Below are 23,313 nucleotides of genomic sequence, written 5' to 3' on the forward strand. Positions count from 1 at the left end.
CGAGCGGATGTCCGGACACAGGGGAAAAATGCCTGCCATCGGCTTTATCGGCTTCGGCGAGGCGGCCCATGCGCTGGCTGCCCACTGGTCTCATCCCGGCGCGGGCGGGCTTCGCGCTTATGATCCGAAGCTTGCCGGCGTCGAGGCAGACAGCCTGACCCTTGAGCGTTGCCGACAGGCAAAGGTAACTCCGAAAGACACACCCGGCGCGGCGCTGGCCAAAGCGGGCCTCGTCTTTTGCCTCGTCACTGCCGATCAGGCACTCAATGCTGCACGCGCCGCAGCACCCCACATCCTGCCCGGCACGCTCTGGCTCGACGGTAATTCCTGTTCTCCCCAGACCAAGCATCAGGCAGCGGAGGTCATCGGAGCAGCCGGCGGGCGCTATGTCGACATGGCGATCATGGCGCCGGTCTATCCGAAGCGACACGAGGTGCCGGTGCTGCTCGCCGGTCCGGATGCCGAGATGGCTGCCGGTCTGCTGATCGCGCTCGGCATGCGCCCGAGCCTTGCGGGGGAGCGGGTGGGAGACGCCTCCAGCATCAAGATGCTACGCTCGGTGATGATCAAGGGGCTGGAAGCACTGACCAGTGAATGCCTGCTGGCCGCCCGGCGCGCCGGGGTGGAGGAGGCCGTTCTCGCCTCGCTGCAGGCCTCCGATCCCGGCATCGACTGGCGAAAGCGCGGCGCCTACAATCTGGACCGTATGCTGGTTCATGGCGCACGCCGCGCCGCCGAAATGGAGGAGGTTTGCGCAACGCTCACCGCCTTCGGCCTGCCCGACTGGATGAGCCGCGGCACCGTGGAATGGCAAAGGCGACTGGCCGGCCTTCACCTTGACCCTGGAGCGGATGATCTGGCGGAACGATCCGACCGGGTGCTCGACCGGCTATGACGGCGCAAAACCTGCGCCATCTGCGTCTGTTTACCGCCGTCGCCCGATTGAAGACGCTGACGGCAGTGGCGGAGGCCTGGCACATCTCCCAGCCGGCCGTCACGCAGGCCATCACCAAGCTGGAGCGGGAAACAGGCGGATCCCTGTTTCAGCGCAGCCGTCACGGCTTCTTTCTCACCCCGCGCGGCCATATTCTTCAACATCGCGTCGACAGTGCCTTTGCGCTGCTCGATCCGGTGCTGGAGGAGATTTCGCCACGGCTGAAGACGACGCTGACGCAGGCGCAGCTACAGGCCCTGATCGCCGTCGGTGAAAGCGAGAACTTCACGCTGGCCGCGCGCAGGCTGGCACTGGCCCAGCCGACGGTGCACCGGGCAGTGACGCAGGTCGAGCAGGAATCGGCGCGCAGCCTGTTCGAGCGCACCGCCTTCGGCATTTTGCCGACACGGCTCTGCCAGTCGCTGATCCAGGCGGCACGGCTGGCGCTCTACGAACTGGATCAGGCCGCAGCCGAGCTTTCCGAGTTCGACGGCGAAGAAGCCGGCAGCGTGGTGGTCGGCGCGATGCCGCTTGCCCGCTCCACCCTGCTGCCGCGCGCCCTCAGACGCTTTCGCCTGGAACATCCCACCTGCCCCGTCCGCATCCTCGATGGACCCTATGACGAACTGCTGGGCGGCTTGCGGCGGGGGTCGATCGATCTCCTGGTCGGCGCCCTGCGCGTGCCGGCCCCCATCGGCGACGTGGTTCAGACACCGCTGTTCCATGACCGGCTGGCGCTGCTCGCCGGTCCCGGCCATCCGCTGGCCGGCCGTCCCACACCATCCATCGAGGATCTCCTCGCCTATCCCTGGGTCGTTCCCCGAACGGGAACCCCGACACGCGACCAGTTCGAAACATTGTTTACCGCAGCAGGATACCGGCCTCCCGCCCCCATCATCGAATCCGGCTCGCTGCTGCTGATACGGGAACTGCTGACGGATGGCCGGCATCTCGGCTGCCTGTCACGCCACCAGTCACAGCCGGAATGCGAGCACGGCCTGCTGGTCGCGCTTGCTTTCCCCACCGATCACCTGTTGCGCCCCATCGGCATCACCACGCGCGCAAACTGGCGGCCGACCCGCGCGCAAAAGCGGATGATGGCGCTGATCACCGCCGAGGGCGAGGATGCGGCACGCCATCAGGCGCAGTCGCAGGATGCCGGCCTTGGCGCATAACCGCGGGCCCGCTTCTGCCGCAGCAGCCTCAGAAAAAGGTGCACGGCATCCTCTTCGCAGACAAAATGATGCTGCTTGCTTTGGCCGCCAGCACCGATGCGGCCCCAGCATCGTGTGAGACAGATCTCGCCGAACAGGGTCGGCGAGATCTCCATGACATAGTAGCGCGCCATGTTCTTCGTGGCATCGCGCCGCTCGATATAGAGGTGATAGGGCTGCCGGATCGTCATGGACACAAGAATCGCAGCTGCAATGTCAAGCGTCCAACGAGAGTTCTGAATCGATCCCCTCGGATCGATTCCATTCGGTGATCCCCTCAGTTGCCGCCGCACACGGCATGCTGCACAAAAATTAAACTTCGAATAGAGTTGCTGCGTTATTGCGCAAAACCGCTTGCCAATCGGCGCGCCATACGCCATGTCTGCCAGCCATGAGCCATCTGGACCTCACCATTCTGGTCATCGACGAGAACGCCGTGCGCGCGGCGATCATCGAGGAAGGCTTGCATGAGGCGGGGCACCGCCATGTGACGATCGTGCATGAGGTGATGGGCATTGCCCGCCTGATCGAGACCCTCGCGCCCGACGTCATCATCATCGACATCGAGAATCCGAACCGCGACATGATGGAACACCTGTTCCAGCTGACACGCTCGGTAAGCCGTCCGATCGCCATGTTCGTCGATCGCTCGGACACGGCGGCCATCGAGGCGGCCGTCGATGCCGGCGTTTCCGCCTATGTGGTGGATGGCCTGAAGAAAGAGCGGGTGAAACCGATCCTCGACATGGCCGTTTCCCGCTTCAATGCCTTCTCACGGTTGCAGCGGGAACTGGCGGATGCGCGTTCGGCACTTGAGGAACGCAAGATCATCGAACGCGCCAAGGGTATTCTGATGAAGATGCGCGGGCTTTCGGAGGATCAGGCTTTCACGCTGCTGCGCCAGACGGCCATGAACGAGAAGAAGAAGATGTCCGAGATCGCCCAAAGCGTGGTGACGGCGGCCGGACTGCTGATGTGATGCTCAAGGCGAAGCGCGTGCGGACCGGAAAAGCGGAGTGGACATGATGGCAATGGCAGATATCAGGGGCACGTTGCCGGCTCCCGCGCGCATCGCCGCCGGCGGCCCGACAACCCTGCGCGCCGGCTTCATTCCGCTGGTGGATGCCTCCATCCTGATCGCAGCCGCCGAATTCGGCTTCGCGCAACGCGAGGGGCTGACGCTCGACCTGGTGCGGGATGTCTCCTGGGCCAATGTGCGCGATCGGCTTGCCTTTCGGCAGTTCGACATCGCCCACATGCTCTCCCCCATGCCGGTTGCCTCCATGCTGGGGCTCGGCTCCAATCCCTCGCCAACGATCACACCCTTCTCGCTGGGGCGCGGCGGCAATGCGATCACCCTCTCGGCCCGGCTGTTTGCCCGAATGCAGGAGGCAACGGGCCTTTCGGAAACCGCTTCAGCCCTCGACAATGCCCGCGCGCTGGCAACCCTTTTAGGGGTGATGCGCGAGGCAGGCGAGTTGCCGCCAACCTTCGGCATGACCTATCCCTTCTCCTCGCACAACTATGAATTCCGCTACTGGCTGGCGGCCGGGGGAATCGACCCGGACCGCGACGTGAAGATGGTCGTGGTGCCTCCGCCGCTCACCTCGGATGCGCTGGCGGCAGGCGCCATCGACGGCTTCTGCGTTGGCGCACCCTGGAACATGGTCGCATCCGAACGCGGCGTCGGGCGCATCGTCGCCGCCAAGCAGGATATCTGGCCGTCTGCCCCGGAAAAGGTGATCGGGCTTCGACCGGACTGGGCGCAGAGCCATCCGGACACCGTCTCCCGGCTGATCGTGGCGCTGGATGCAGCAGCCCGCTGGTGCGACCGGCCCGAAAACCATGACGCGCTGGCCGAGATTCTGGCGGACAGCCGCTATATCAACGCCCCCGTGCACATCATCCGCCACGTTCTCTCCGGCGAGTTCAGCCTGGATGCACGCGGCAACCGTCGGGTGATCGACAAGTATTTCGTCTTCCACGAGGGGCATGCCAATTACCCGCGCCCCAGCAAGGCGCTGTGGATCTACAGCCAGATGATCCGCTGGGGCCAGGCGGGCTTCAGCGACGCCGGCGCGAGGGCGGCCGCATCCGCCTACCGACCGGATCTCTACCGGGCGGCTCTCCCCTCGTCTGCCATGCCGCAGGACGAGGATGTGCGCATCGAAGGCCTTTCGGAGACAGACCGCTTCATGGATGGCTTCGTCTTCGATCCGGCGCACCTGAAGGCCTATGCCGAAGCGTTCCCGGTCCGCTCCAGACTTGCTCAGGATCGCGGTGTGGAAGACGTCTGATCAGAGACTTTGCCCACGGGTTCGGCATTCAGTTCGGCAGCTTCGCCTATTTTAGCATCATATCGCCCACGCCACAGATGACGCACTGGCCGCAGGAAGCGCAAAAAATATGATTCGAATCAATATGTTAGTCCGGCCATAAAAAAACTGGCACGATCATTGCTACTCAGTTAGGGCGCGGGTCAATGGCGATCGGCGCATCGGAACGCGCGATCAGCGTTCTTCAAAGACATCGACGTCGCAAGGTTTTTGCTGCTCCCAGATCCACCTCCCGGATCTCGCGTTGGCGCAATCTCCGAGCGGCGTTTTTTTATGCCCGAAATTCCACGGACAAGACGCAAGAGGGGAACCTGCGCATGACCAATAGACCGAACGCCTTCACCCGCCGCAGCCTGCTCAAGACCTCCGCCACGGCCGCCCTGATCGGCGCCGCCAGAACCGCCCTGCCCTCCGGCGCCTTCGCGCAAGGGGCAGGCCCGGAAACCACCAAGGCCGTGCTCGGCTTCATTGCCCTGACAGATTCGGCACCGCTGATCGTGGCCAAGGAAAAGGGCCTGTTTGCCAAATACGGCATGCCGGATGTCGAGGTGGTCAAGCAGGCCTCCTGGGGCACCACGCGCGACAACCTTGTGCTCGGCTCTGCCGGAAACGGCATCGACGGCGCGCATATCCTCACACCGATGCCCTACCTCATCTCGACGGGCAAGGTGACGCAGAACAACCAGCCGCTGCCGATGTCCATCCTGGCGCGGCTCAACCTCGACGCACAGGCCATTTCCGTCGGTGCCGCCTATGCGGATCTGAAGGTTGGCCTTGATTCAAGCGTCCTCAAGGAAGCCTTCGCCAAGAAGAAAGCGGCAGGCGCCCCTGCCAAGGTGGCCATGACCTTCCCCGGCGGCACGCATGATCTGTGGATCCGCTACTGGCTGGCGGCTGGCGGCATCGATCCGGACAAGGATGTCGAGACGATCGTCGTTCCGCCGCCGCAGATGGTGGCCAACATGAAGGTCGGCACCATGGACTGTTTCTGCGTCGGCGAACCGTGGAACGAGCAGCTGGTCAATCAGGGCATCGGCTACACGGCGATCAACACGGCGGAGATCTGGAACAAGCATCCGGAAAAGTCCTTCGCCATGCGCTCCGATTGGGTGGAGAAGAACCCCCGCGCCACCAGGGCCCTGCTAATGGCCGTGCTGGAAGCCGCGCAATGGTGCGACGACATGAAGAACAAGGACGAGCTGGCCGAGATCGTCGGCAAGCGCAGCTGGTTCAACGTGCCGTCCAAGGACATCGTCGATCGCATCAAGGGCAAATACAATTACGGCAACGGCAAGCTGGTGGAAAACAGCCCGCACTTCATGAAGTTCTGGCGCGATCACGCCTCCTATCCCTACCAGAGTCATGACGCATGGTTCCTGACGGAGGACATCCGCTGGGGCAAGTTCGAGCCCGGCCTCGACATCAAGGGGCTGGTGGCGAAGGTCAACCGCGAAGACCTGTGGCGCGATGCCGCCAAGGCCCTTTCCGTGTCCGACATTCCGACATCCACCTCGCGCGGCAAGGAAACCTTCTTCGACGGCAAGGTCTTCGATCCGGCCGATCCCTCCGCCTATCTGAAGAGCCTCAGCATCACCCGGATGGCCTGACCCCTCGGCGACCATGGGTGGCGCGGCCCGAGCGCCACCTAACCCCGACAGCGCAAGATCAAGGAGAACGGTGATGTCCGTGACCCAGTTGAACCCCAAGGAAGACAAGACGCCGGCGCTGAGCGCCCAGGTCGTCGCCTTTGCCCGGCCACGCCCGCAGAAGCCACTCGCCCGGCAGTTCGCCCGCCGTGGTCGCCAGATGCTGGCCGCGATCCTGCCGCCGCTGGTGACGCTGGCACTGATGCTGGCGCTTTGGGAAATCCTCTGTTCGGGTCCCACCTCCAGCCTGCCCTCCCCCTCCCGCGTGGTGTCCGAAAGCTGGGAGCTGATCGTCCATCCCTTCCATGTGGGACAGGGCGTCGACCAAGGCATGGTCTGGCATGTTCTCGCCAGTCTGCAGCGCGTCGCCATCGGCTATGCCTTTGCCGTCGTCGCCGGTGTCGCACTCGGCGTTCTGGTCGGGCAAAGCCAGTGGGCGATGCGCGGCCTCGACCCGATCTTCCAGGTGCTACGCACGGTTCCGCCGCTCGCCTGGCTGCCGCTGTCGCTCGCCGCCTTCCGCGACGGCAATCCATCGGCGATCTTCGTCATCTTCATCACCGCGATCTGGCCGATCATCATCAACACCGCCGTCGGCATCCGCAACATTCCGCAGGATTACCAGAACGTCGCCAAGGTGCTGCGCCTCAATGGCTTCGAATATTTCGGCAAGATCATGCTGCCGGCGGCAGCCCCTTACATCTTTACCGGCCTTCGCATCGGCATCGGCCTCTCCTGGCTCGCGATCGTCGCGGCAGAAATGCTGATCGGCGGCGTCGGGATCGGCTTCTTCATCTGGGACGCGTGGAACTCCTCGCTGATCAGCGACATCATCGTGGCGCTCATCTATGTCGGCGTCGTCGGCTTCCTGCTCGACCGCCTCATCGCCTTTGTCGGGCGCCTTGTTACCCGCGGCACCGCGAACGCCTGAGGAGAACGGTCATGGCACAATCCTATCTTTCGCTGGAATTCATCGACAAGACCTTCGAGCGAAACGGCACGAAAAGCGACGTGCTGAAGCAGATTTCGCTCGGCGTCGACAAGGGCGAGTTCATCTCGATCATCGGCCATTCGGGCTGCGGCAAATCCACGGTTCTCAACATCATCGCCGGCCTGATCGAGGCGACATCCGGCGCGGTCTTCCTGGATGGCAAGCATGTGGATGCCCCCGGCCCCGAACGGGCGGTGGTGTTCCAGAACCATTCGCTGCTGCCTTGGCTGACCGTCTACGAGAATGTCGATCTGGCCGTCTCCAAGGTCTTCCGCGGCAAGAGGAGCAAGGCCGAACGGCATGACTGGGTCATGCACAATCTCGATCTGGTGCAGATGGCCCATGCCAGGGACAAGCGCCCCGCGGAAATCTCCGGCGGCATGAAACAGCGCGTCGGCATTGCCCGGGCGCTCTCCATGGAGCCCAAGGTTCTGCTGCTCGACGAACCCTTCGGCGCGCTGGATGCGCTGACACGCGCCCATCTGCAGGACGCGGTGATGGAAATCCACGCAAGGCTTGGCAACACGATGATCATGATCACCCATGACGTGGACGAGGCCGTGCTTTTGTCCGACCGCATCGTGATGATGACAAACGGCCCGGCAGCCAAGATCGGCGAAGTGCTGGAGGTGCCGATCGCCCGCCCGCGCAACCGCATCGAGCTGGCCTCGGACCGCACCTACCTCAGGTGCCGCGAAGCCGTGTTGAAGTTCCTCTACGAGCGTCACCGCTTCGTGGAAGCGGCGGAATGAGGAGGAGACCGTCATGACACCCAATGAGATCGACCTCGTGCAATCCTCGTTTGCGAAAGTTGTCCCCATCAGGGAAGCCGCAGCCGAGCTGTTTTACGGCAGGCTCTTCGACATTGCGCCTGAGGTAAAGCCCCTCTTCAAGGGCGACATGAAGGAGCAGGGACGCAAGCTGATGATGACGCTCGGCATCGTCGTCAATGGCCTGAAGGACATTGCGGGCATTCTTCCGGCCGCTGAGGCGCTTGCCGTGCGGCATAACGATTACGGCGTGAAGCCGGAGTATTATGCACCCGTCGGCGAAGCGCTGATCTGGACCCTGGAACAGGGCCTGGGACCGGATTTCACGCCTGCGGTGCGGGATGCCTGGATCACTGCCTACACCACGCTGTCAAAGGTGATGATTTCCGCCAGCTGTCGCCAGCCGGTCGGCGCGGAGTAAGACCATGACCGAAAAACTCGTCATCATCGGCAATGGCATGGCCCCCGGGCGCATGCTGGAACATCTGTTCGAACAGGCCCCTGGCCGCTTCGCCGTCACCATCTTCAACGCGGAACCGCGGGTGAACTACGACCGCATCATGCTCTCGCCGGTTCTTTCCGGCGAGAAAACCTACGAGGACATCATCATCCATGGCGATGCCTGGTATGAAACGCATGGCGTGACGCTTCACCGCGGCGACCGGATTGTCTCGATCGACCGGACCAATCGCAGCGTGACCTCGCAGAACGGTGTCACGGCTGCCTATGACCGGCTGGTGATCGCCACCGGATCGAACCCCTTCATCATCCCCGTTCCCGGCAAGGACCTGCCGGGCGTCGTCGCCTATCGCGATCTCGACGATGTGGGGGCCATGCTTGCCGCTGCCGAGATGGGAGGAGACGCCATCGTGATCGGCGGCGGGCTGCTGGGCCTTGAGGCCGCCGCCGGCCTCAAGGCCCGCGGCATGAACGTGACCGTGCTGCATGTGATGCCGAGCCTCATGGAGCGCCAGCTCGATCCGGCCGCCGGCTATCTCCTGCAGAAGGCGCTGGAAGACCGCGGCATCAAGGTCATCTGCAAGGCCAACACCAGGGCAATCCTGGGCGATGGCAAGGTGGAGGCGGTCGAGCTGGATGACGGCCGCCGCCTGCCGGCCTCCATCGTCGTCATGGCGGTCGGCATCCGGCCGAATGTCCAGCTGGCGCGCGAGGCAGGGCTCGCGGTCAATCGTGGCATCGTGGTGGACGACGGCATGCTGACGTCGGACGGGCACATCATGGCGCTCGGCGAATGCGCCGAAGTCGGCGGCCAGGTCTATGGTCTCGTCGCGCCGCTTTACGAGATGGCCCGCATCGCCGCATCGCATCTTTCCGGCGACAAGACACCGGCCTTCGTGCATGCGGACACACCGACCAAGCTCAAGGTGACCGGCATCGATCTCTATTCGCTCGGCGATTTTTCCGAGGGGCCGGACCGCGAGGAGATCGTTCTGCGCGATGCGTCTGCCGGCATCTACAAGCGGCTGGTCCTCAAGGACAACCACATCATCGGCACCGTGCTTTACGGCGAAACCTCCGATGGCGCCTGGTTCAACGACCTGAAGAAGAAGCAGGTCGACATCTCCGGGATGCGCGATACGCTGATCTTCGGTCAGGCCTATCAGGGAGGGGCTCCGCTGGACCCTATGGCGGCCGTTGCAGCCTTGCCGGATGATGCGGAAATCTGCGGCTGCAACGGCGTCTGCAAGGGCAAGATCACGTCCACCATCACGGGCAAGGGCCTGACCTCGCTGGACGAGGTGCGCGCCCACACCAAGGCATCGGCCTCCTGCGGCTCCTGCACCGGTCTGGTCGAGCAGCTGATGGCGCTGACGCTCGGTGACAAGTACAATCCGGCCGCCGTCACGCCGATGTGCACCTGCACCGATCTCGGCCATGACGACGTGCGCCGGCTCATCAAGGCGAAGGGGCTGAAAAGCATTCCGGCCGTGATGCAGGAACTGGAATGGAAGACCTCCTGCGGCTGCGCCAAGTGCCGCCCGGCGCTCAACTACTATCTCGTCTGCGACTGGCCGGACGAATATGCCGACGACTACCAGTCGCGCTTCATCAACGAGCGCGTCCACGCCAATATCCAGAAAGATGGGACCTATTCCGTCGTGCCACGCATGTGGGGCGGCGTGACCAATGCGAAGGAATTGCGGGCGATCGCCGATGTGGTCGACAAGTTCCAGATCCCGATGGTGAAGGTGACAGGCGGCCAGCGCATCGACCTGCTCGGTGTCGAGAAGGAAGATCTTCCCGCCGTCTGGGCCGATCTCGGCCAGGCCGGTTTCATCTCCGGCCAGGCCTATGCCAAGGGGCTGCGGACGGTGAAGACCTGCGTCGGCTCGGACTGGTGCCGCTTCGGCACACAGGATTCGACCGGTCTCGGCATCCGCATCGAAAAGTTCATGTGGGGCTCCTGGACACCGGCCAAGCTGAAGCTTGCCGTTTCGGGCTGTCCGCGCAACTGCGCGGAAGCCACCTGCAAGGATATCGGCGTCGTCTGCGTGGAGTCCGGCTTCGAGATCCACTTTGCAGGGGCTGCCGGCCTCGACATCAAGGGTACCGACGTTCTGGGACTGGTGAAGACCGAGGACGAGGCGCTGGAGGTGATCGTGGGGCTGACCCAGATGTATCGCGAGCAGGCCCGCTATCTGGAGCGCATCTACAAATGGGCGAAACGCATCGGCCATGACGAGATCCGCCGGCAGGTTCTTCAGGATACCGAACGCCGCAAGGCCTATTACGACCGCTTCGTCTTTTCCCAGAAGTTCGCGCAGGTAGACCCCTGGTCGGAACGCGTTTCCGGCAAGGACAAGCACGAGTTCAAGCCCATGGCGAGCGTCGGTTACGGCGAAGCTGCGGAATAAGAATACCCCCTCTGGCCTGCCGGCCTGTTGGGTCGAGCCACTCGTCTCGACCCGTCCTTCGCACCCTCCACAAGGGGAAGAAATCATGGAGCAACGGTTCGGCAGGTTAGCGCCTCCCCCTTTTGGGGAGGGGTCTTCAATCAGAAGGATTATCTCATGAACTGGACAGACATCGGCCATATCGACGACATCCCGCTGCGCGGCGCACGCTGCGTGAAAACGCCGGGCTTCACCATCGCCGTGTTCCGCACCGGCGAGAACGAGGTCTTTGCCATCGAAAACCGCTGCCCGCACAAGGCCGGTCCGCTGTCGGAAGGCATCGTACACGGCGCCTCAGTCACCTGCCCGCTGCACAACTGGGTGATTTCGCTGGAAAGCGGCCAGGCGCTCGGCGCGGACGAAGGCGCAGTGCAGACCTTCGACATCCGCAACGAGAACGGCGCACTGTCGATCCTGATCGCGACCCCGATGATGGTGGCGGCGGAGTAGGGAAGGATACGGACATGGTTGCAGCCCCCTTAGCCGGCCTCCACTTCGTGCAGCCACCGTTCCCCAAAGGGAGAGCGGAAGCGCAACCGCTGTGGTCCATCCCTTCTCCCCTGCGGGGAGAAGGTGGTCCCAAGGACCGGATGAGGGGCCGTCAATGACAGAGAAGAGGATGAGGTGTGACAAGTCTCCCATCCGATGGAGCAACACCCATGCCCGCTGAGACCCGCACCACCTGCCCCTATTGCGGTGTCGGCTGCGGCGTGATTGCGCGCGTGGAGGACGACGGCCGCGTGAGCGTCCGGGGCGATCCCGAGCATCCGGCCAATTTCGGCCGCCTCTGCTCCAAGGGCTCGGCGCTGGCGGAAACGCTTGATCCTGCCGGACGCGCGCACTCTCCGATGCTCCATGGTCGGCCGGTCAGCTGGGACACCGCCCTTGATGCGGTGGCGACCGCCTTTTCTGACGCAATCCGCGACCATGGACCAGATTCCGTCGCCTTCTATCTGTCCGGTCAGCTGCTGACCGAGGATTACTATGTCGCCAACAAGCTGATGAAGGGGTTTCTCGGCTCAGCCAATATCGACACCAATTCCCGGCTCTGCATGGCGTCTTCCGTCGCCGGCCACCGGCGCGCCTTCGGCTCGGATACGGTGCCAGGCACTTACGAAGATCTGGAGCTGGCCGATCTCGTGGTGCTGGTCGGCTCCAACATGGCCTGGTGCCACCCGGTGCTCTATCAGCGCCTTGCCGTCGCCAAGGCGGCGCGACCGAGTATGAAAGTGGTGGTCATCGATCCGCGTCGCACCGCCTCAAGCGATCTCGCCGATCTGCATCTCGCCATCCGTCCGGATGGGGATGTGGCGCTGTTCAACGGCCTGCTGGCCCATCTTGCCGAGACGGGGGCCATCGACGAAGATTTCGTTGCCGCCCATACCAGCGGCTTTGCGCAAGCGCTGATGGCGGCCGGGCGGGCCGATCCGGCAACCATTGCGGAGGTCACGGGATTGCCCGCACAGCAAATCCGCCAGTTCCTCGCCCTGTTTGCCGCAACGGAGAAGGTGGTGACCTGCTACAGCCAGGGGGTCAATCAATCCTCCGTCGGCTCGGACAAGGTGAACGGCCTCATCAACTGTCATCTGGCGACGGGACGCATCGGTCGCCCCGGCATGGGGCCTTTCTCGCTGACCGGTCAGCCGAATGCGATGGGCGGGCGCGAGGTCGGCGGCCTCGCCAACATGCTCGCAGCCCATATGGCGATCGAAAACCCGCAGGATCGCGACCGCGTGCAGCGCTTCTGGAAGGCGCCGGCGATCGCCGACCGCCCCGGCCTGAAAGCCGTCGATCTGTTCGAGGCGGTGGCCGATGGGCGCATCAAGGCGCTGTGGATCATGTCAACCAATCCGGTTGTCTCTATGCCGGATGCGGACCGCGTGAAGGCCGCCATCGAAACCTGCCCCTTCGTCGTCGTCTCCGACATCGAGATGCACACCGATACGGCGCGCCTCGCCCATGTGCTGCTGCCCGCCACCGGCTGGGGCGAGAAGAACGGCACCGTCACCAATTCGGAGCGCCGCATTTCCCGCCAGCGCGCCTTCCTCCCGCCACCCGGCGAGGCACGGCCGGACTGGTGGCAGATGGCGGACGTCGCCCGGCGAATGGGCTTTGAAGATGCCTTTGCCTATCCGGGGCCGCATGCGATCTTTGCCGAACATGCGGCCCTTTCCGCCTTCGAGAACGGCGGAAGCCGGGATTTCGACATCGGCGCGCATGCCGATGCGACAGAGGCGGAGTATGCGGCACTCACGCCGTTCCAGTGGCCGCAGCCGGCGCAAGCCATGCCGGATGCGGACCGTCGGTTCTTCGGCGACGGGCGCTTTTTCCATCCCGATCGGCGCGCGCGTTTCGTCGCCGTGACAGCCGCGGCAGAAACGCGGACCTCACCGGCCTTCCCCTTTGTGCTGAACACCGGGCGTGTGCGCGACCACTGGCACACCATGACGCGCACCGGCAAAAGCGCCCGGCTTTCCGCCCATCTTGCCGAACCCTTTGCCGAGATCCATCCGCACGATGCCGCCGCATACGGGATTGCAGACGCCGATCTGGTCGAACTGGAAAGCGTCACCGGCAGGAGGGTCGTGGTGCGGGCGCTTCTGACCCGGCGGCAGGCGCCGGGCGCCGTATTCGTGCCGATGCACTGGACGGACGAAACGGCAGCGCTGGGGCGCGTCGATACCCTGATCCCCGGACGGCGCGACCCGCTTTCGGGCCAGCCGGCGCTGAAACATGCAGCCGTTTCACTGCGCCGCCATGCAGCCGCCTTCCATGGCTTTGCGGTTGCATCCAGCCGACCGCTGCCCCTGCCCTTCGATTACTGGGCGCTGGCCCGCTGCGAGGGCGGCTACCGGATGGAACTGGCGGGCCAGCCGCCGGCGGAAGGATGGCAGGCCTGGCTGCAGACCGCCTTCCACCTGCCGCCCCAGGCCGAGGTGACCGGCTACGTTGCGCGCGAGGGGCGGGAACTGCGGCTGGCGGCCTTTGGGGGAGACCGCCTGCTGGCCCTGCTCTTCGTATCGGACGAACCGGTTGCCGTGTCGCGGCCCTGGGCTGCCGGACAGCTGGCAGAGCCCCATCCCGACCGCCGCATGCGCACGCGCCTCATCGCCGGACGCCCTCCGGCCGACCAGCCGGACAAGGGGGCCATCCTCTGCTCCTGCATGGGTATCGGGGTCAACGAAATTGCCGCCGCAGCCGAAGGCGGCTGCAGCAGCGTTCAGGCTGTCGGAGCGCAGACCGGAGCAGGCACCAATTGCGGCTCCTGCCGACCGGAGATCCGCAAGATCCTCGAGGATCTCCGGCGCGTTGCCGCGGAATAACCCCGCCTCCGACCGATGTCCCGTTCCCGCGAATGCAAGGGGTGACGTCGCGTGCTGACCATCAGCCCGGTACGGGAAGGCGCACGGCTTGCCCATGCCCTACGCCCAGGTTGACGCGCCACAATTGTATGCAACAGTCCATTATAAATACAAAAAATATGCATCTTTTAAATAGAGCCTATTTTTTAATCCGAAAACGGGGAGGCAACCTCATCGTCATGTATTGTTTTTCAATGACTTGACGTGCGCCAAGTTCAGTCAAGCATCTGGCACGCCCCTTGCAATTCAGTTTCCATAACGACCCATGACGGGTCGAAGAAGAGGGGAGTGTCCATGTCGAAATTCGAACTGTCCCGTCGCTCGCTGCTGAAGACCGGCCTTGCCGGCGTGGCGGCCAGTACCCTGCCCTATCGTTTTGCCAGCGCGCAGGCAGCCGTCACCGTCGGCATCGTCTATGTCGGCCCGCGTGACGATTTCGGCTGGAATCAGGCCCATGCGGTGGCCGCGAAGGCGCTGAAGGAGGTGCCGGGCGTCACGGTTGTCGAAGAAGAAAACGTGCCGGAAACCGACGCCGTCGCCAAGTCGATGGAATCGATGATCAACCTCGACGGCGCCAACCTGATCCTTGCCACGTCCTTCGGTTACTATAACCCCTTCGTCGTCGATCTCGCCAAGAAATACAGCAAGGTCGAGTTCCGTCATGCGGCACCGCTCTGGAGCAAGGACAAGGATCCGAAGAATGCCGGCTCCTATTTCCCCTATCTGAACCAGGCGCATTATGTGAATGGTGTGGCGGCGGGCCTCTCCTCCGCATCCGGCAAGATCGGCTTCGTGGCCGCCAAGCCCATTCCCTCGGTTCTCTCCAACATCAATTCCGTGCTGCTCGGTGCGCGGTCCGTGAAGCCGGATGCCACGGTCCGCGTGATCTTCACCGGGGAATGGTCGCTTCCCGTGCGCGAAGCCGAAGCCACCAATGCGCTGGTCGATGCCGGCTGCGACGTCATCACCTGCCATGTGGACAGCCCGAAGGTGGTGATCGAGACCGCCGAATCCCGCGGCGTGAAAAGCCTCGGCCACAATGCCTCGCAGGCTCCGCTGGCGCCGAAGGGCTTCATCACCGGCGCGGAATACAAGTGGGAGACCATCTACAAGTCCTTCGCCGCTGATATCGCCGCCTCCAAGACGCTGCCGAACTTCCTCGTTGGCGGCTTCGACAAGGACATGCTGCGTTCGACGCCCTACGGCGCCGGCGCCAGCGAGGCTGCGAAGAAGGCTGCCGATGCCGCGCGTGCCGCCCTCGTCAAGGGCGAGCCGATCTACAAGGGCACGCTGAAGGACAATCAGGGCAAGGTGGTCGTCGACAAGACCTACGACAACTACGACCCCTATCTCGACGGCATGAACTGGCTGCTGGAGGGCGTCCAGGGTTCGATCACCTGATCGGCATTCCCGGAAGGACGGCGTGATTGGGCGGTCGAAAACCCCTCCCCAACCCCTCCCCACAAGGGGGAGGGGCTTAACCCGCGGCGACGCCCTGCCCTGGCGAGAGCAAGACGGTGCAGCGGGTCTTCTCCACCCTTGTGGAAGGGTCAGAAGGACGGGTCGAGACGAGTGGCTCGACCCAACAGGCCGGCAGGCCAGAGGGGGTAATTCAATCCGCCGATGCAGACCGTCCCCGGAGGGGCCGGATCTTCAAGAGGCAGGATCGCCCGTCGTCCGGGCAGATCTCCGGTGAGAGAGGAGAGCACAGGTGGCAGACATGACGGTTCAATCTCTTTCAGCAGCGTCGATAAAGCGACGACCGAGCGTTGGCACGCTCAAATTCGCCGAATCCATTTTCATTCCGGTTGCAGCGCTCATCGCCTCTGCGGCGCTCTTTTCAGTCTTCCTGCTGATGCTCGGCAAATCGCCGCCGATGTTTTTCCAGTTGCTCTGGGTCGGAGGTTTCGGCTCCAGCTTCTCCTTTCAGAATACCTTGCAGCGCGCCGCCCCGCTGATCCTGACGGGACTGGCCTTTGCCGTGCCGGCCCGCATCGGTCTCACCATGATCGGCGGCGAAGGTGCGCTGGTGCTTGGCGGTCTTTCGGCCGCGGCAATTGCCATTCCTCTGGTCAAGGCCGGCGTGCCCGCATTCCTTACCCTTCCCGTCATGGCGATGGCCGGCATGCTGGCCGGCGGGCTCTGGATCGGATTTGCCGGCTGGCTGCGCCATTATCGCGGCGTCAACGAGACGATTTCCTCGCTGCTTCTGTCCTATATCGCGATTGCCACCATGAACTTCTTCGTGGAAGGCATGCTGCGCGACCCGGCCTCGGCCAACAAGCCCTCCACCATGCCAATCGGTGAAGCCTACCGCATCGGCGCAATTCCTGGCACCCAGGTGCATTGGGGGCTGGCGGCCGGCGTCATTCTGGCGATTGCGCTGCATATCCTGATGACGCGCACGACCTTCGGTTTTGCCGCGCGCGTCACCGGCGGCAATGCACGTGCGGCCCTGGCGCAGGGCCTGCCGGTCGGCAAGCTGATCGTCGTCTGCACCATGATTGCGGGCGCCTGCGCCGGGCTCGCCGGCTTCTATGAAGTGGCCGCCGTGCATGGACAGGCGAATGCCTCGCTGGTGGCAGGCTATGGCTTTACCGGTATCCTCGTTGCCTTCCTCGCCCGCCAGGTGCCGCTGGCCATCATCCCCGTCGCGGTGCTGTTCGGGGCGCTCAGTGCCGCCGGCGGCATCATCCAGCGCCGCATGGGCATGCCGGATGCCACGGTCCTTGTGCTGCAGGGCCTGATTTTTGTCGTGCTGCTGACGAGCGAGACCTTTTACGGTCGCATTCCCTTCCTGCAGCCGAAACGCGCGGAGGACCGCACATGAGCGAGACCATGCCAGACAGCGCGCTGATCACCGCCCTCATTGCCATGCTCGGCGGCGCGATCCGCGTGTCCACCCCGTTCATGTTCGTAGCACTTGGCGAATGCCTCACCGAAAAATCCGGCCGCATCAATCTCGGCCTGGAAGGCAGCCTCGTGCTGGGCGCCATGGTGGCCTATGCCGGCTCCTTCCTCACCGGCAATCCCTGGGCCGGCGTGTTCTTCGCCGGCTGCGCCGGCCTCGTCTTGGGCGCCCTGCACGGCTTCATCTGCAAGCTGCCGAAGGTCAACGACATCGCGATCGGCATTGCCTTCATGAGCTTCGGCACCGGCCTCGCCTTCTTTTTCGGCAAACCCTACATCCAGCCGCAGGCGCCCAAGCTGGAAGCAATCCATCTCGGCGATTGGACCGGTGATCCGCGTCTTGCCCAGGCGCTGGAGGTCAATCCGCTATTCTTCGTCGGCGTCGCACTCGCGGTCTTCATGTGGTGGGCCTTCCGCAACACGCGCTGGGGTCTCGTGGTGCGGATGACCGGCGACAGCGCCGCAGCGGCCAAGGCCATGGGCGTCTCCGTCGATCTCGTCCGCTTTATCGCCACCGCCATCGGCGGCTTCATGGCCGGAATCGGCGGCGCCTTCCTGTCGCTCTATTATCCGGGCTCCTGGAACCAGGGCCTTTCCTCCGGCCAGGGCCTGATGGCGGTTGCGCTCGTCATCTTCGCTCGCTGGGGACCGCTGCGCTGCATTCTCGCCGCCCTGCTGTTCGGTGCTGCCGGCGCGCTCGGCCCCTCGCTGCAGTCCGTCGGCATTTCCCAGGGCTACTATTTCTTCAATGCCGCCCCCTACATCCTCACGCTGCTGATCATGATCGCCTCGGCGCGATCGAAGGTCGCGGCGCGCGAGGCCCCGGGCGAGCTTTCCATCACCAAGTGAGGTATCCCCATGACGTCTCTCGATGAACGGATTGCACAAGCCATGGTCGCCGGCGGCACCACGCTTTCCGCCGATCCCTATCCCTGGCCCTTCGATGGCAACTGGGGCGCACACAACACGGCCCTTGTCGTCATCGACATGCAGACGGATTTCTGCGCGCCGGGCGGTTACGTGGACAGCATGGGCTATGACATTTCGCTGACCCGCGCACCGATCGAACCGATCCAGTCCGTATTGGCGGCCATGCGCGCCAAGGGCTATCCCATCATCCACACCCGCGAGGGCCACAAGCCGGATCTTTCCGACCTGCCGGCCAACAAGCGCTGGCGCTCGCAGCGCATCGGCGCCGGCATCGGCGACCAGGGGCCATGCGGACGCATTCTCGTGCGTGGCGAACCGGGCTGGGAAATCATTCCGGAACTGCAGCCGGAACCGGGCGAGGCCATCATCGACAAGCCCGGCAAGGGCACATTCCTCGCCACCGATTTCGAACTTGTGCTGCGCATGAAGAACATCCGCAACATCGTCTTCACCGGCGTCACCACGGATGTCTGTGTGCACACCACCATGCGGGATGCCAATGACCGCGGCTATGAATGCCTGCTGCTGGAGGATTGCTGTGCAGCCACCAAGGTCGAAAACCATCTCGCCGCCATCGACATGATCAAGATGCAGGGCGGCGTTTTCGGCGCCGTCTCCAATTCGCTCGATTTCATCAGGGCATTGCCCTGATGCGGGAGGCAAAGGTCCATCGCATCGCGACGCAGGGTCCGGACGATGTGTCCGGCCTTGCCGCAGCCATCGCAAGCGGCGCAATCTCGCCAGCCGGGATCCTCGCCATTCTCGGCAAGACGGAAGGCAATGGCTGCGTCAACGACTTTACGCGCGCCTTCTCGGTCCAGTCGCTGAAGATCGAACTGGCCCGGCATCTGCCCACGGCCGCGGTGGAGGAGATCGCCTATGTGATGTCCGGCGGAACTGAAGGTGCGCTTTCGCCGCATATTCTGGTCCTGGAGCGAACAGCTGGCCACCCGGTTCACGATAGACCGTCCCTGGCGATCGGTCGCGCCTTGACCCCTGCCCTTCCACCGGAAGACCTGGGTCGGCTTGCGCAGGTGCAGATGGCGGCGGAAGGGGTTCGCGCGGCAATTCGCGATGCGGGGATCGACGACCTTGGCGATGTCCACTTCGTCCAGATCAAATGCCCGCTGCTAACCTCCGAGCGCATCCAGCGCGCCGAGGCCGAGGGCTATTCGACGGCCACCCGTGACACGCTGAAATCCATGGGTTTGTCGCGGGCCGCTTCCGCGCTCGGCGTCGCGGTGGCTTTGGGGGAACTGTCCCTGCCCGACATCGATGAGGCGCAGATCGGACGCGACATGTCGCTCTGGTCCTCCCGTGCCAGCACGTCGGCCGGGGTCGAGCTGGAAAATCACGAGATCGTCGTTCTCGGCATGAGCCGGTCATGGAGCGGCCCGCTTGCCGTGGATCATGCCGTGATGGCGGATGCCATCGACGTCGCGCCTGTGAAGGCTGCCATGGATCGCCTTGCCCTCGGGGGCGAGGCTGCATCGCTTGTGGCACTGCTTGCCAAGGCCGAGCCCGGCACCAGCGGGCGGCTTCGCGGTTCCCGCCACACCATGCTTGATGACAGCGACATTTCCGCCACCCGCCATGCCCGCGCCTTCGTGGGCGGCGTGCTGGCAGGTCTCGTCGGCACCGCGGAGATCTTTGTCTCCGGCGGCGCCGAACATCAGGGGCCGGATGGCGGCGGTCCCGTTGCCATCATTGCCAGACGAAACGGAGGATGATCATGAGCGCACTCGCATCCGACATGTCCCAGCCACGAAAGGCCCCGTCCCTTTCCGCTACCGGCATGACCAAGACCTTCGGCAGCTTCACAGCCCTCGGCGATGTGTCCATCGATGTCGCAGCCGGCTCCTTCCATGCGCTACTCGGCGAAAATGGCGCCGGCAAGTCCACGCTCGTCAAATGCATCATGGGCTTCTACTCCGCCGACAAGGGCAAGGTGACGCTGGACGGCAAGGAGATTGCCATCCGTTCGCCGCGCGATGCCCGCGCCCACGGCATCGGCATGGTCTACCAGCATTTCACGCTGGTGCCCTGCCTGACGGCGGCGGAAAATCTGGTCATCTCGCGGGCCGATGCACCCGCGGTGATCAGTTGGGCAAAGGAACGCAAGGCGCTCGACGCCTTCATGGAAACCATGCCCTTCCGGGTGCCGCTCGATGCGCAGGTCTCCTCGCTGTCTGCCGGGGAAAAACAGAAGCTGGAAATCCTGAAGCTGCTCTATCTCGACCAGCGCTTCATGATCCTCGACGAGCCGACCTCCGTGCTGACGCCCGGCGAGGCGGACGAGATGCTCGGCCTGCTGCACGGCATGTGCGACCGGGGCGAGATCACCGTCCTGATGATCTCCCACAAGTTCCGCGAGGTAAAAACCTTCTGCGACCGCTTCTCCGTTTTGCGACGCGGCCGCCTGACCGGCGAGGGCGATGCCAAGCTTGCGACCGTCGAAGAGATGAGCCGCATGATGATCGGCGACACGGAGGTGCGCGAGCGCGCAGCGCGCACGGCGCAATCGGGCCAGAAGGACGTGCTGGAACTTGCCGGCCTCTGCGCCGAGGACGATGCGGGCCTGTCCGCCATTCAGGGCGTGAACCTGAAGATCAAGGGCGGCGAGATCGTCGGCATTGCCGGCGTCTCCGGCAACGGACAGAGCGCTCTGGTCGAGGTGCTGGCCGGCCAGCGACCGCTTTCGGATGGCGAGATCACCATTCGCGGCGAGTTGTTTACGCCGAAGCGCGGCAATTTCGACCGCTTCAAGGTGTTCGGCCTGCCGGAGGAACCCCTGAAGAACGCCACCGTGCCGCGCATGAGTGTCGCAGAAAATATTGCCTTCCGCTCCTTCGACAAGCCGCCGATCGCCAGTCTCGGCTGGTGGATGTCGAAAGGCCCGATGCGCAGCAAGGCCGAAGAACTGATTGCCCGCTACCGCGTGAAGACCACGTCCCCCGATGCGCCGATCGAAACGCTATCCGGCGGCAATGTGCAGCGCGCGGTGCTCGCCCGCGAACTCTCGGGCGACGTGGATGTCCTGATCGTTGCAAACCCGTGCTTCGGGCTCGATTTCGCCTCGGTCGCCGATATCCGCAGCCAGATCATGGAGGCGCGCAACCGCGGCGCCGCCGTCCTGCTCGTCTCGGAGGACCTGGACGAGATCCTCGAACTGGCGGACCGCGTCGCCGTGATGTCCGGCGGGACGATCTCCTACGTCGCGCCGATCGAGGCGACCGACCGCAACACCATCGGCCAGCACATGGCCGGACATTGAGGACTCTGCCATGACATTTCCGGTCCCTGCCCGCCCCTATCCCTTCCCCTTCGCCCCCGGTCGCACGGCGTTGGTGGTGATCGACATGCAGCGTGACTTCATCGAGAAGGGCGGCTTCGGCGACAGCCTCGGCAATGACGTGACACGGCTGGAGGCGATCATTCCGACGACGGCAAAGCTCATCGATCTCTTCCGCCGCAAGAAATGGCCGGTCGTTCACACTCGCGAGGCGCATCTGCCCGATCTCTCGGACTGCCCGCCCTCGAAGATCAGCCGCGGCGATGCCCCGCTGAAGATCGGCGAAAAGGGTGCCATGGGCCGGCTTCTGGTGCGCGGCGAACCAGGCAACCAGATCGTGGATCCCCTGAAGCCGATCGCCGGCGAGACCGTGATCGACAAGCCCGGCAAGGGCATGTTCTGGAACACCGACATCCAGTCGATCCTCGACAACAAGGGCGTCACACATCTCGTCTTTGCCGGTGTGACGACGGAGGTCTGCGTGCAGACCTCCATGCGGGAAGCCAATGACCGGGGCTATGAATGCCTGCTGATCGAGGATGCGACCGAAAGCTATTTTCCCGAGTTCAAGCGGATGGCGATCGAGATGATCGTGGCGCAAGGCGGCATCGTCGGCTGGGCCACGCCGTTTGCCGAACTGGAAGCCGCCGTCACGCAGGCGCTCGCCCATGCCTGACATGCCGGAGGAACAGAAGGGTCGCTGGGCAGGCCGCAATGCCGGCAAGGACGCCGTGCGCAACCGGATCTGGGCGGCCCTTGAGGAAAACGGTGTCTCCGTCGGCCCCGCCTGGAGCGTGATCCCCAATTTCGTCGGGGCCGATACGGCTGCCTGGCGGCTGGCACAGACGCAGGCCTGGAAAAGAGCAAGGACGATCAAGACCAATCCGGATGCGCCGCAGATCCCGATCCGCCTTCGGGCGCTCTACGAGGGCAAGACGGTCTATGCGCCGGTGCCCTACCTCACCCGTGACTTTCCCTATCTGCGCCTTGACCCGAAGAGGCTGACGGAAAAGGGCATCTCCTTCGAACTCGCCGCCGTCTCAGAGGGATTTGTCGAGCACGGCGAGCGGATCGGTTTCGAGGATGTGGAACCCCTGGACTTTTGCGTGGTCGGATCGGTTGCCGTCTCGCGGGCCGGCGGCCGCACCGGCAAGGGCGCCGGCTTTGCCGATCTCGAAACTGCTATTTTCCGCGAACTCGGCACCATCACCGATGAAACGCCGCTGGTGACGACGGTGCATTCGCTCCAGCTTGTCACGGATGACGAGGTGGTGATCGAACCGCATGACTCGCCCCTCGACATGGTGGCGACGGATGCCGAGCTGATCGTCACCGGCAACCGTCAGCCGCGCCCCGCCGGCGTGGACTGGGACCATGTACAACCGGACCAGTTCGAGACCATTCCCTTCCTCACAGAACTGAAGACCCGCATGCTCAACCGCAGAAAGACCGGCTGATGGAGATCAACCACCCCGAAACGCAGGCAGAGGTCGAAGCCGTCTTCACCGCCTATGAAGCAGCACTGCTCGCCAATGACAACACCACGCTGCTTGCCATGTTTCTCGACAATCCTGCCACCGTCCGCTACGGGGTGAGCGAAGTGCAGCATGGCTATGGCGAGATCACCACCTTCCGCAACAGCCAGGCGCCGTTCACGCGCCGGCTCGAAAAGACGGTGATCACCACCTATGGCCGCGATTTCGCGACCGCCTCCACCCTGTTCCACCGGCCGGACCTGCCGGGCGAGATCGGCCGGCAGATGCAGACCTGGGTCAGGACGGCGGACGGGTGGAAGGTCGCGGCCGCCCATGTCAGCATGATGCCCGGATGACGACGACAGGACATGAGACAGACGCGTGCTGAAGAAAACGCCCCGCACATCGGCAGAGGACATCCGGCGCCAACTGGCCGAGCGGATCATCAGCAGCGAGCTTGCCCCCGGCACCGTGCTGGATGAGACGCAGCTGGCCGCCGAATTCACCGTGTCGCGGACGCCGGTACGCGAGGCGCTGA

Annotated in this window: 22 protein-coding genes; 21 read left to right on the plus strand and 1 reads right to left on the minus strand. The window is 64.0% G+C overall.

Going from position 1 to position 23,313, the window contains the following annotated elements; all coding sequences use genetic code 11:
- Positions 1 to 7: 7 nt before the first annotated feature.
- Together FNA46_RS09960 and FNA46_RS09965 are read left to right on the plus strand one after the other, a co-directional pair.
- Positions 8 to 895, plus strand: a complete 888-nt coding sequence (locus FNA46_RS09960) for an NAD(P)-dependent oxidoreductase (RefSeq protein WP_246102992.1) — start codon at positions 8 to 10, stop codon at positions 893 to 895.
- Positions 892 to 2,109: a LysR family transcriptional regulator gene (locus FNA46_RS09965; protein WP_185969793.1), complete on the plus strand. Its 1,218-nt coding sequence runs from the start codon at positions 892 to 894 to the stop codon at positions 2,107 to 2,109. The genes FNA46_RS09960 and FNA46_RS09965 overlap by 4 nt, the downstream gene beginning before the upstream one ends.
- Here the strand turns inward: FNA46_RS09965 and FNA46_RS09970 are convergent.
- A complete protein-coding gene (locus FNA46_RS09970; protein ID WP_143125048.1) occupies positions 2,073 to 2,339 on the minus strand; it encodes a WGR domain-containing protein in 267 nt (88 codons plus the stop codon). The two genes, FNA46_RS09965 and FNA46_RS09970, sit on opposite strands and share 37 nt — an antisense overlap.
- Positions 2,340 to 2,539: 200 nt before the next feature.
- Here FNA46_RS09970 and FNA46_RS09975 point away from each other — a divergent pair, with 200 nt between their 5' ends.
- The 19 genes from FNA46_RS09975 to FNA46_RS10065 form a co-directional block, all read left to right on the plus strand.
- A complete protein-coding gene (locus FNA46_RS09975; protein WP_143125049.1) occupies positions 2,540 to 3,127 on the plus strand; it encodes an ANTAR domain-containing response regulator in 588 nt (195 codons plus the stop codon).
- A 43-nt stretch (positions 3,128 to 3,170) separates the two neighbouring features.
- Positions 3,171 to 4,445 carry a CmpA/NrtA family ABC transporter substrate-binding protein gene (locus FNA46_RS09980; protein ID WP_425468703.1) on the plus strand — a complete coding sequence of 425 codons (1,275 nt, stop codon included), beginning with the start codon at positions 3,171 to 3,173 and terminating at the stop codon, positions 4,443 to 4,445.
- 356 nt (positions 4,446 to 4,801) lie between these two features.
- Complete coding sequence (locus FNA46_RS09985; protein ID WP_143125050.1) at positions 4,802 to 6,091, plus strand: CmpA/NrtA family ABC transporter substrate-binding protein; 1,290 nt, start codon at positions 4,802 to 4,804, stop codon at positions 6,089 to 6,091.
- Positions 6,092 to 6,164: 73 nt separating this feature from the next.
- Positions 6,165 to 7,061, plus strand: a complete 897-nt coding sequence (gene ntrB, locus FNA46_RS09990) for a nitrate ABC transporter permease (RefSeq protein WP_143125051.1) — start codon at positions 6,165 to 6,167, stop codon at positions 7,059 to 7,061.
- Positions 7,062 to 7,072: 11 nt separating this feature from the next.
- The gene (locus FNA46_RS09995; protein ID WP_143125052.1) at positions 7,073 to 7,873 is read left to right on the plus strand and encodes an ABC transporter ATP-binding protein; all 801 of its coding nucleotides are present in this window, start codon (positions 7,073 to 7,075) and stop codon (positions 7,871 to 7,873) included.
- Positions 7,874 to 7,886: 13 nt separating this feature from the next.
- Positions 7,887 to 8,312 carry a globin family protein gene (locus FNA46_RS10000; protein WP_143125053.1) on the plus strand — a complete coding sequence of 142 codons (426 nt, stop codon included), beginning with the start codon at positions 7,887 to 7,889 and terminating at the stop codon, positions 8,310 to 8,312.
- Positions 8,313 to 8,316: 4 nt separating this feature from the next.
- Complete coding sequence (nirB, locus tag FNA46_RS10005; RefSeq protein ID WP_143125054.1) at positions 8,317 to 10,767, plus strand: nitrite reductase large subunit NirB; 2,451 nt, start codon at positions 8,317 to 8,319, stop codon at positions 10,765 to 10,767.
- 156 nt (positions 10,768 to 10,923) lie between these two features.
- Positions 10,924 to 11,256 (plus strand): nitrite reductase small subunit NirD, encoded by a 333-nt coding sequence (gene nirD, locus FNA46_RS10010; RefSeq protein ID WP_143125055.1) that lies wholly within the window; start codon positions 10,924 to 10,926, stop codon positions 11,254 to 11,256.
- A 209-nt stretch (positions 11,257 to 11,465) separates the two neighbouring features.
- Positions 11,466 to 14,129 carry a nitrate reductase gene (locus FNA46_RS10015; protein WP_143125056.1) on the plus strand — a complete coding sequence of 888 codons (2,664 nt, stop codon included), beginning with the start codon at positions 11,466 to 11,468 and terminating at the stop codon, positions 14,127 to 14,129.
- 333 nt (positions 14,130 to 14,462) lie between these two features.
- A complete protein-coding gene (locus tag FNA46_RS10020; RefSeq protein ID WP_143125057.1) occupies positions 14,463 to 15,569 on the plus strand; it encodes a BMP family ABC transporter substrate-binding protein in 1,107 nt (368 codons plus the stop codon).
- A 319-nt stretch (positions 15,570 to 15,888) separates the two neighbouring features.
- Entirely contained in the window at positions 15,889 to 16,998 is a 1,110-nt protein-coding gene (locus FNA46_RS10025) for an ABC transporter permease (protein ID WP_143125058.1), read from the plus strand.
- Entirely contained in the window at positions 16,995 to 17,927 is a 933-nt protein-coding gene (locus FNA46_RS10030; protein WP_143125059.1) for an ABC transporter permease, read from the plus strand. Before FNA46_RS10025 ends, FNA46_RS10030 begins: the two co-directional genes overlap by 4 nt.
- 9 nt (positions 17,928 to 17,936) lie before the next feature.
- Positions 17,937 to 18,659: a biuret amidohydrolase gene (biuH, locus tag FNA46_RS10035; protein WP_143125060.1), complete on the plus strand. Its 723-nt coding sequence runs from the start codon at positions 17,937 to 17,939 to the stop codon at positions 18,657 to 18,659.
- Complete coding sequence (atzD, locus tag FNA46_RS10040) at positions 18,659 to 19,738, plus strand: cyanuric acid amidohydrolase (protein ID WP_425468704.1); 1,080 nt, start codon at positions 18,659 to 18,661, stop codon at positions 19,736 to 19,738. Before biuH ends, atzD begins: the two co-directional genes overlap by 1 nt.
- A 2-nt stretch (positions 19,739 to 19,740) precedes the next feature.
- On the plus strand, positions 19,741 to 21,282 hold the full coding sequence (locus FNA46_RS10045) for an ABC transporter ATP-binding protein (RefSeq protein WP_425468705.1): 1,542 nt from the start codon (positions 19,741 to 19,743) through the stop codon (positions 21,280 to 21,282).
- 10 nt (positions 21,283 to 21,292) lie between these two features.
- Complete coding sequence (locus tag FNA46_RS10050; RefSeq protein WP_143125061.1) at positions 21,293 to 21,976, plus strand: cysteine hydrolase family protein; 684 nt, start codon at positions 21,293 to 21,295, stop codon at positions 21,974 to 21,976.
- Positions 21,969 to 22,757 carry a 5-formyltetrahydrofolate cyclo-ligase gene (locus FNA46_RS10055; protein WP_143125062.1) on the plus strand — a complete coding sequence of 263 codons (789 nt, stop codon included), beginning with the start codon at positions 21,969 to 21,971 and terminating at the stop codon, positions 22,755 to 22,757. Before FNA46_RS10050 ends, FNA46_RS10055 begins: the two co-directional genes overlap by 8 nt.
- Complete coding sequence (gene hpxZ / locus FNA46_RS10060; RefSeq protein WP_143125063.1) at positions 22,757 to 23,131, plus strand: oxalurate catabolism protein HpxZ; 375 nt, start codon at positions 22,757 to 22,759, stop codon at positions 23,129 to 23,131. The genes FNA46_RS10055 and hpxZ overlap by 1 nt, the downstream gene beginning before the upstream one ends.
- Positions 23,132 to 23,156: 25 nt before the next feature.
- A partial coding sequence (locus FNA46_RS10065) for a GntR family transcriptional regulator (protein WP_143125064.1) occupies positions 23,157 to 23,313 on the plus strand: 157 nt, incomplete at its 3' end.

This window comes from Affinirhizobium straminoryzae (genome assembly GCF_007004135.1).
In the GTDB taxonomy this organism is placed as follows: Bacteria; Pseudomonadota; Alphaproteobacteria; order Rhizobiales; family Rhizobiaceae; genus Neorhizobium; species Neorhizobium straminoryzae.

Bases quoted from the DNA above. Each gene is read 5' to 3' on its own strand.
- nirD (WP_143125055.1), top strand. From the start codon at position 10,924: ATGAACTGGACAGACATCGGCCATATCGACGACATCCCGCTGCGCGGC.
- FNA46_RS10045 (WP_425468705.1), top strand. From the start codon at position 19,741: ATGAGCGCACTCGCATCCGACATGTCCCAGCCACGAAAGGCCCCGTCC.
- FNA46_RS09995 (WP_143125052.1), top strand. From the start codon at position 7,073: ATGGCACAATCCTATCTTTCGCTGGAATTCATCGACAAGACCTTCGAG.
- FNA46_RS09985 (WP_143125050.1), top strand. From the start codon at position 4,802: ATGACCAATAGACCGAACGCCTTCACCCGCCGCAGCCTGCTCAAGACC.
- FNA46_RS09965 (WP_185969793.1), top strand. From the start codon at position 892: ATGACGGCGCAAAACCTGCGCCATCTGCGTCTGTTTACCGCCGTCGCC.
- FNA46_RS09975 (WP_143125049.1), top strand. From the start codon at position 2,540: ATGAGCCATCTGGACCTCACCATTCTGGTCATCGACGAGAACGCCGTG.
- FNA46_RS10030 (WP_143125059.1), top strand. From the start codon at position 16,995: ATGAGCGAGACCATGCCAGACAGCGCGCTGATCACCGCCCTCATTGCC.
- biuH (WP_143125060.1), top strand. From the start codon at position 17,937: ATGACGTCTCTCGATGAACGGATTGCACAAGCCATGGTCGCCGGCGGC.
- FNA46_RS09980 (WP_425468703.1), top strand. From the start codon at position 3,171: ATGATGGCAATGGCAGATATCAGGGGCACGTTGCCGGCTCCCGCGCGC.
- FNA46_RS09970 (WP_143125048.1), bottom strand. From the start codon at position 2,339: ATGACGATCCGGCAGCCCTATCACCTCTATATCGAGCGGCGCGATGCC.
- FNA46_RS10055 (WP_143125062.1), top strand. From the start codon at position 21,969: ATGCCTGACATGCCGGAGGAACAGAAGGGTCGCTGGGCAGGCCGCAAT.
- FNA46_RS10000 (WP_143125053.1), top strand. From the start codon at position 7,887: ATGACACCCAATGAGATCGACCTCGTGCAATCCTCGTTTGCGAAAGTT.
- atzD (WP_425468704.1), top strand. From the start codon at position 18,659: ATGCGGGAGGCAAAGGTCCATCGCATCGCGACGCAGGGTCCGGACGAT.
- FNA46_RS10025 (WP_143125058.1), top strand. From the start codon at position 15,889: ATGACGGTTCAATCTCTTTCAGCAGCGTCGATAAAGCGACGACCGAGC.
- FNA46_RS10015 (WP_143125056.1), top strand. From the start codon at position 11,466: ATGCCCGCTGAGACCCGCACCACCTGCCCCTATTGCGGTGTCGGCTGC.
- ntrB (WP_143125051.1), top strand. From the start codon at position 6,165: ATGTCCGTGACCCAGTTGAACCCCAAGGAAGACAAGACGCCGGCGCTG.
- hpxZ (WP_143125063.1), top strand. From the start codon at position 22,757: ATGGAGATCAACCACCCCGAAACGCAGGCAGAGGTCGAAGCCGTCTTC.
- FNA46_RS09960 (WP_246102992.1), top strand. From the start codon at position 8: ATGTCCGGACACAGGGGAAAAATGCCTGCCATCGGCTTTATCGGCTTC.
- nirB (WP_143125054.1), top strand. From the start codon at position 8,317: ATGACCGAAAAACTCGTCATCATCGGCAATGGCATGGCCCCCGGGCGC.
- FNA46_RS10020 (WP_143125057.1), top strand. From the start codon at position 14,463: ATGTCGAAATTCGAACTGTCCCGTCGCTCGCTGCTGAAGACCGGCCTT.
- FNA46_RS10050 (WP_143125061.1), top strand. From the start codon at position 21,293: ATGACATTTCCGGTCCCTGCCCGCCCCTATCCCTTCCCCTTCGCCCCC.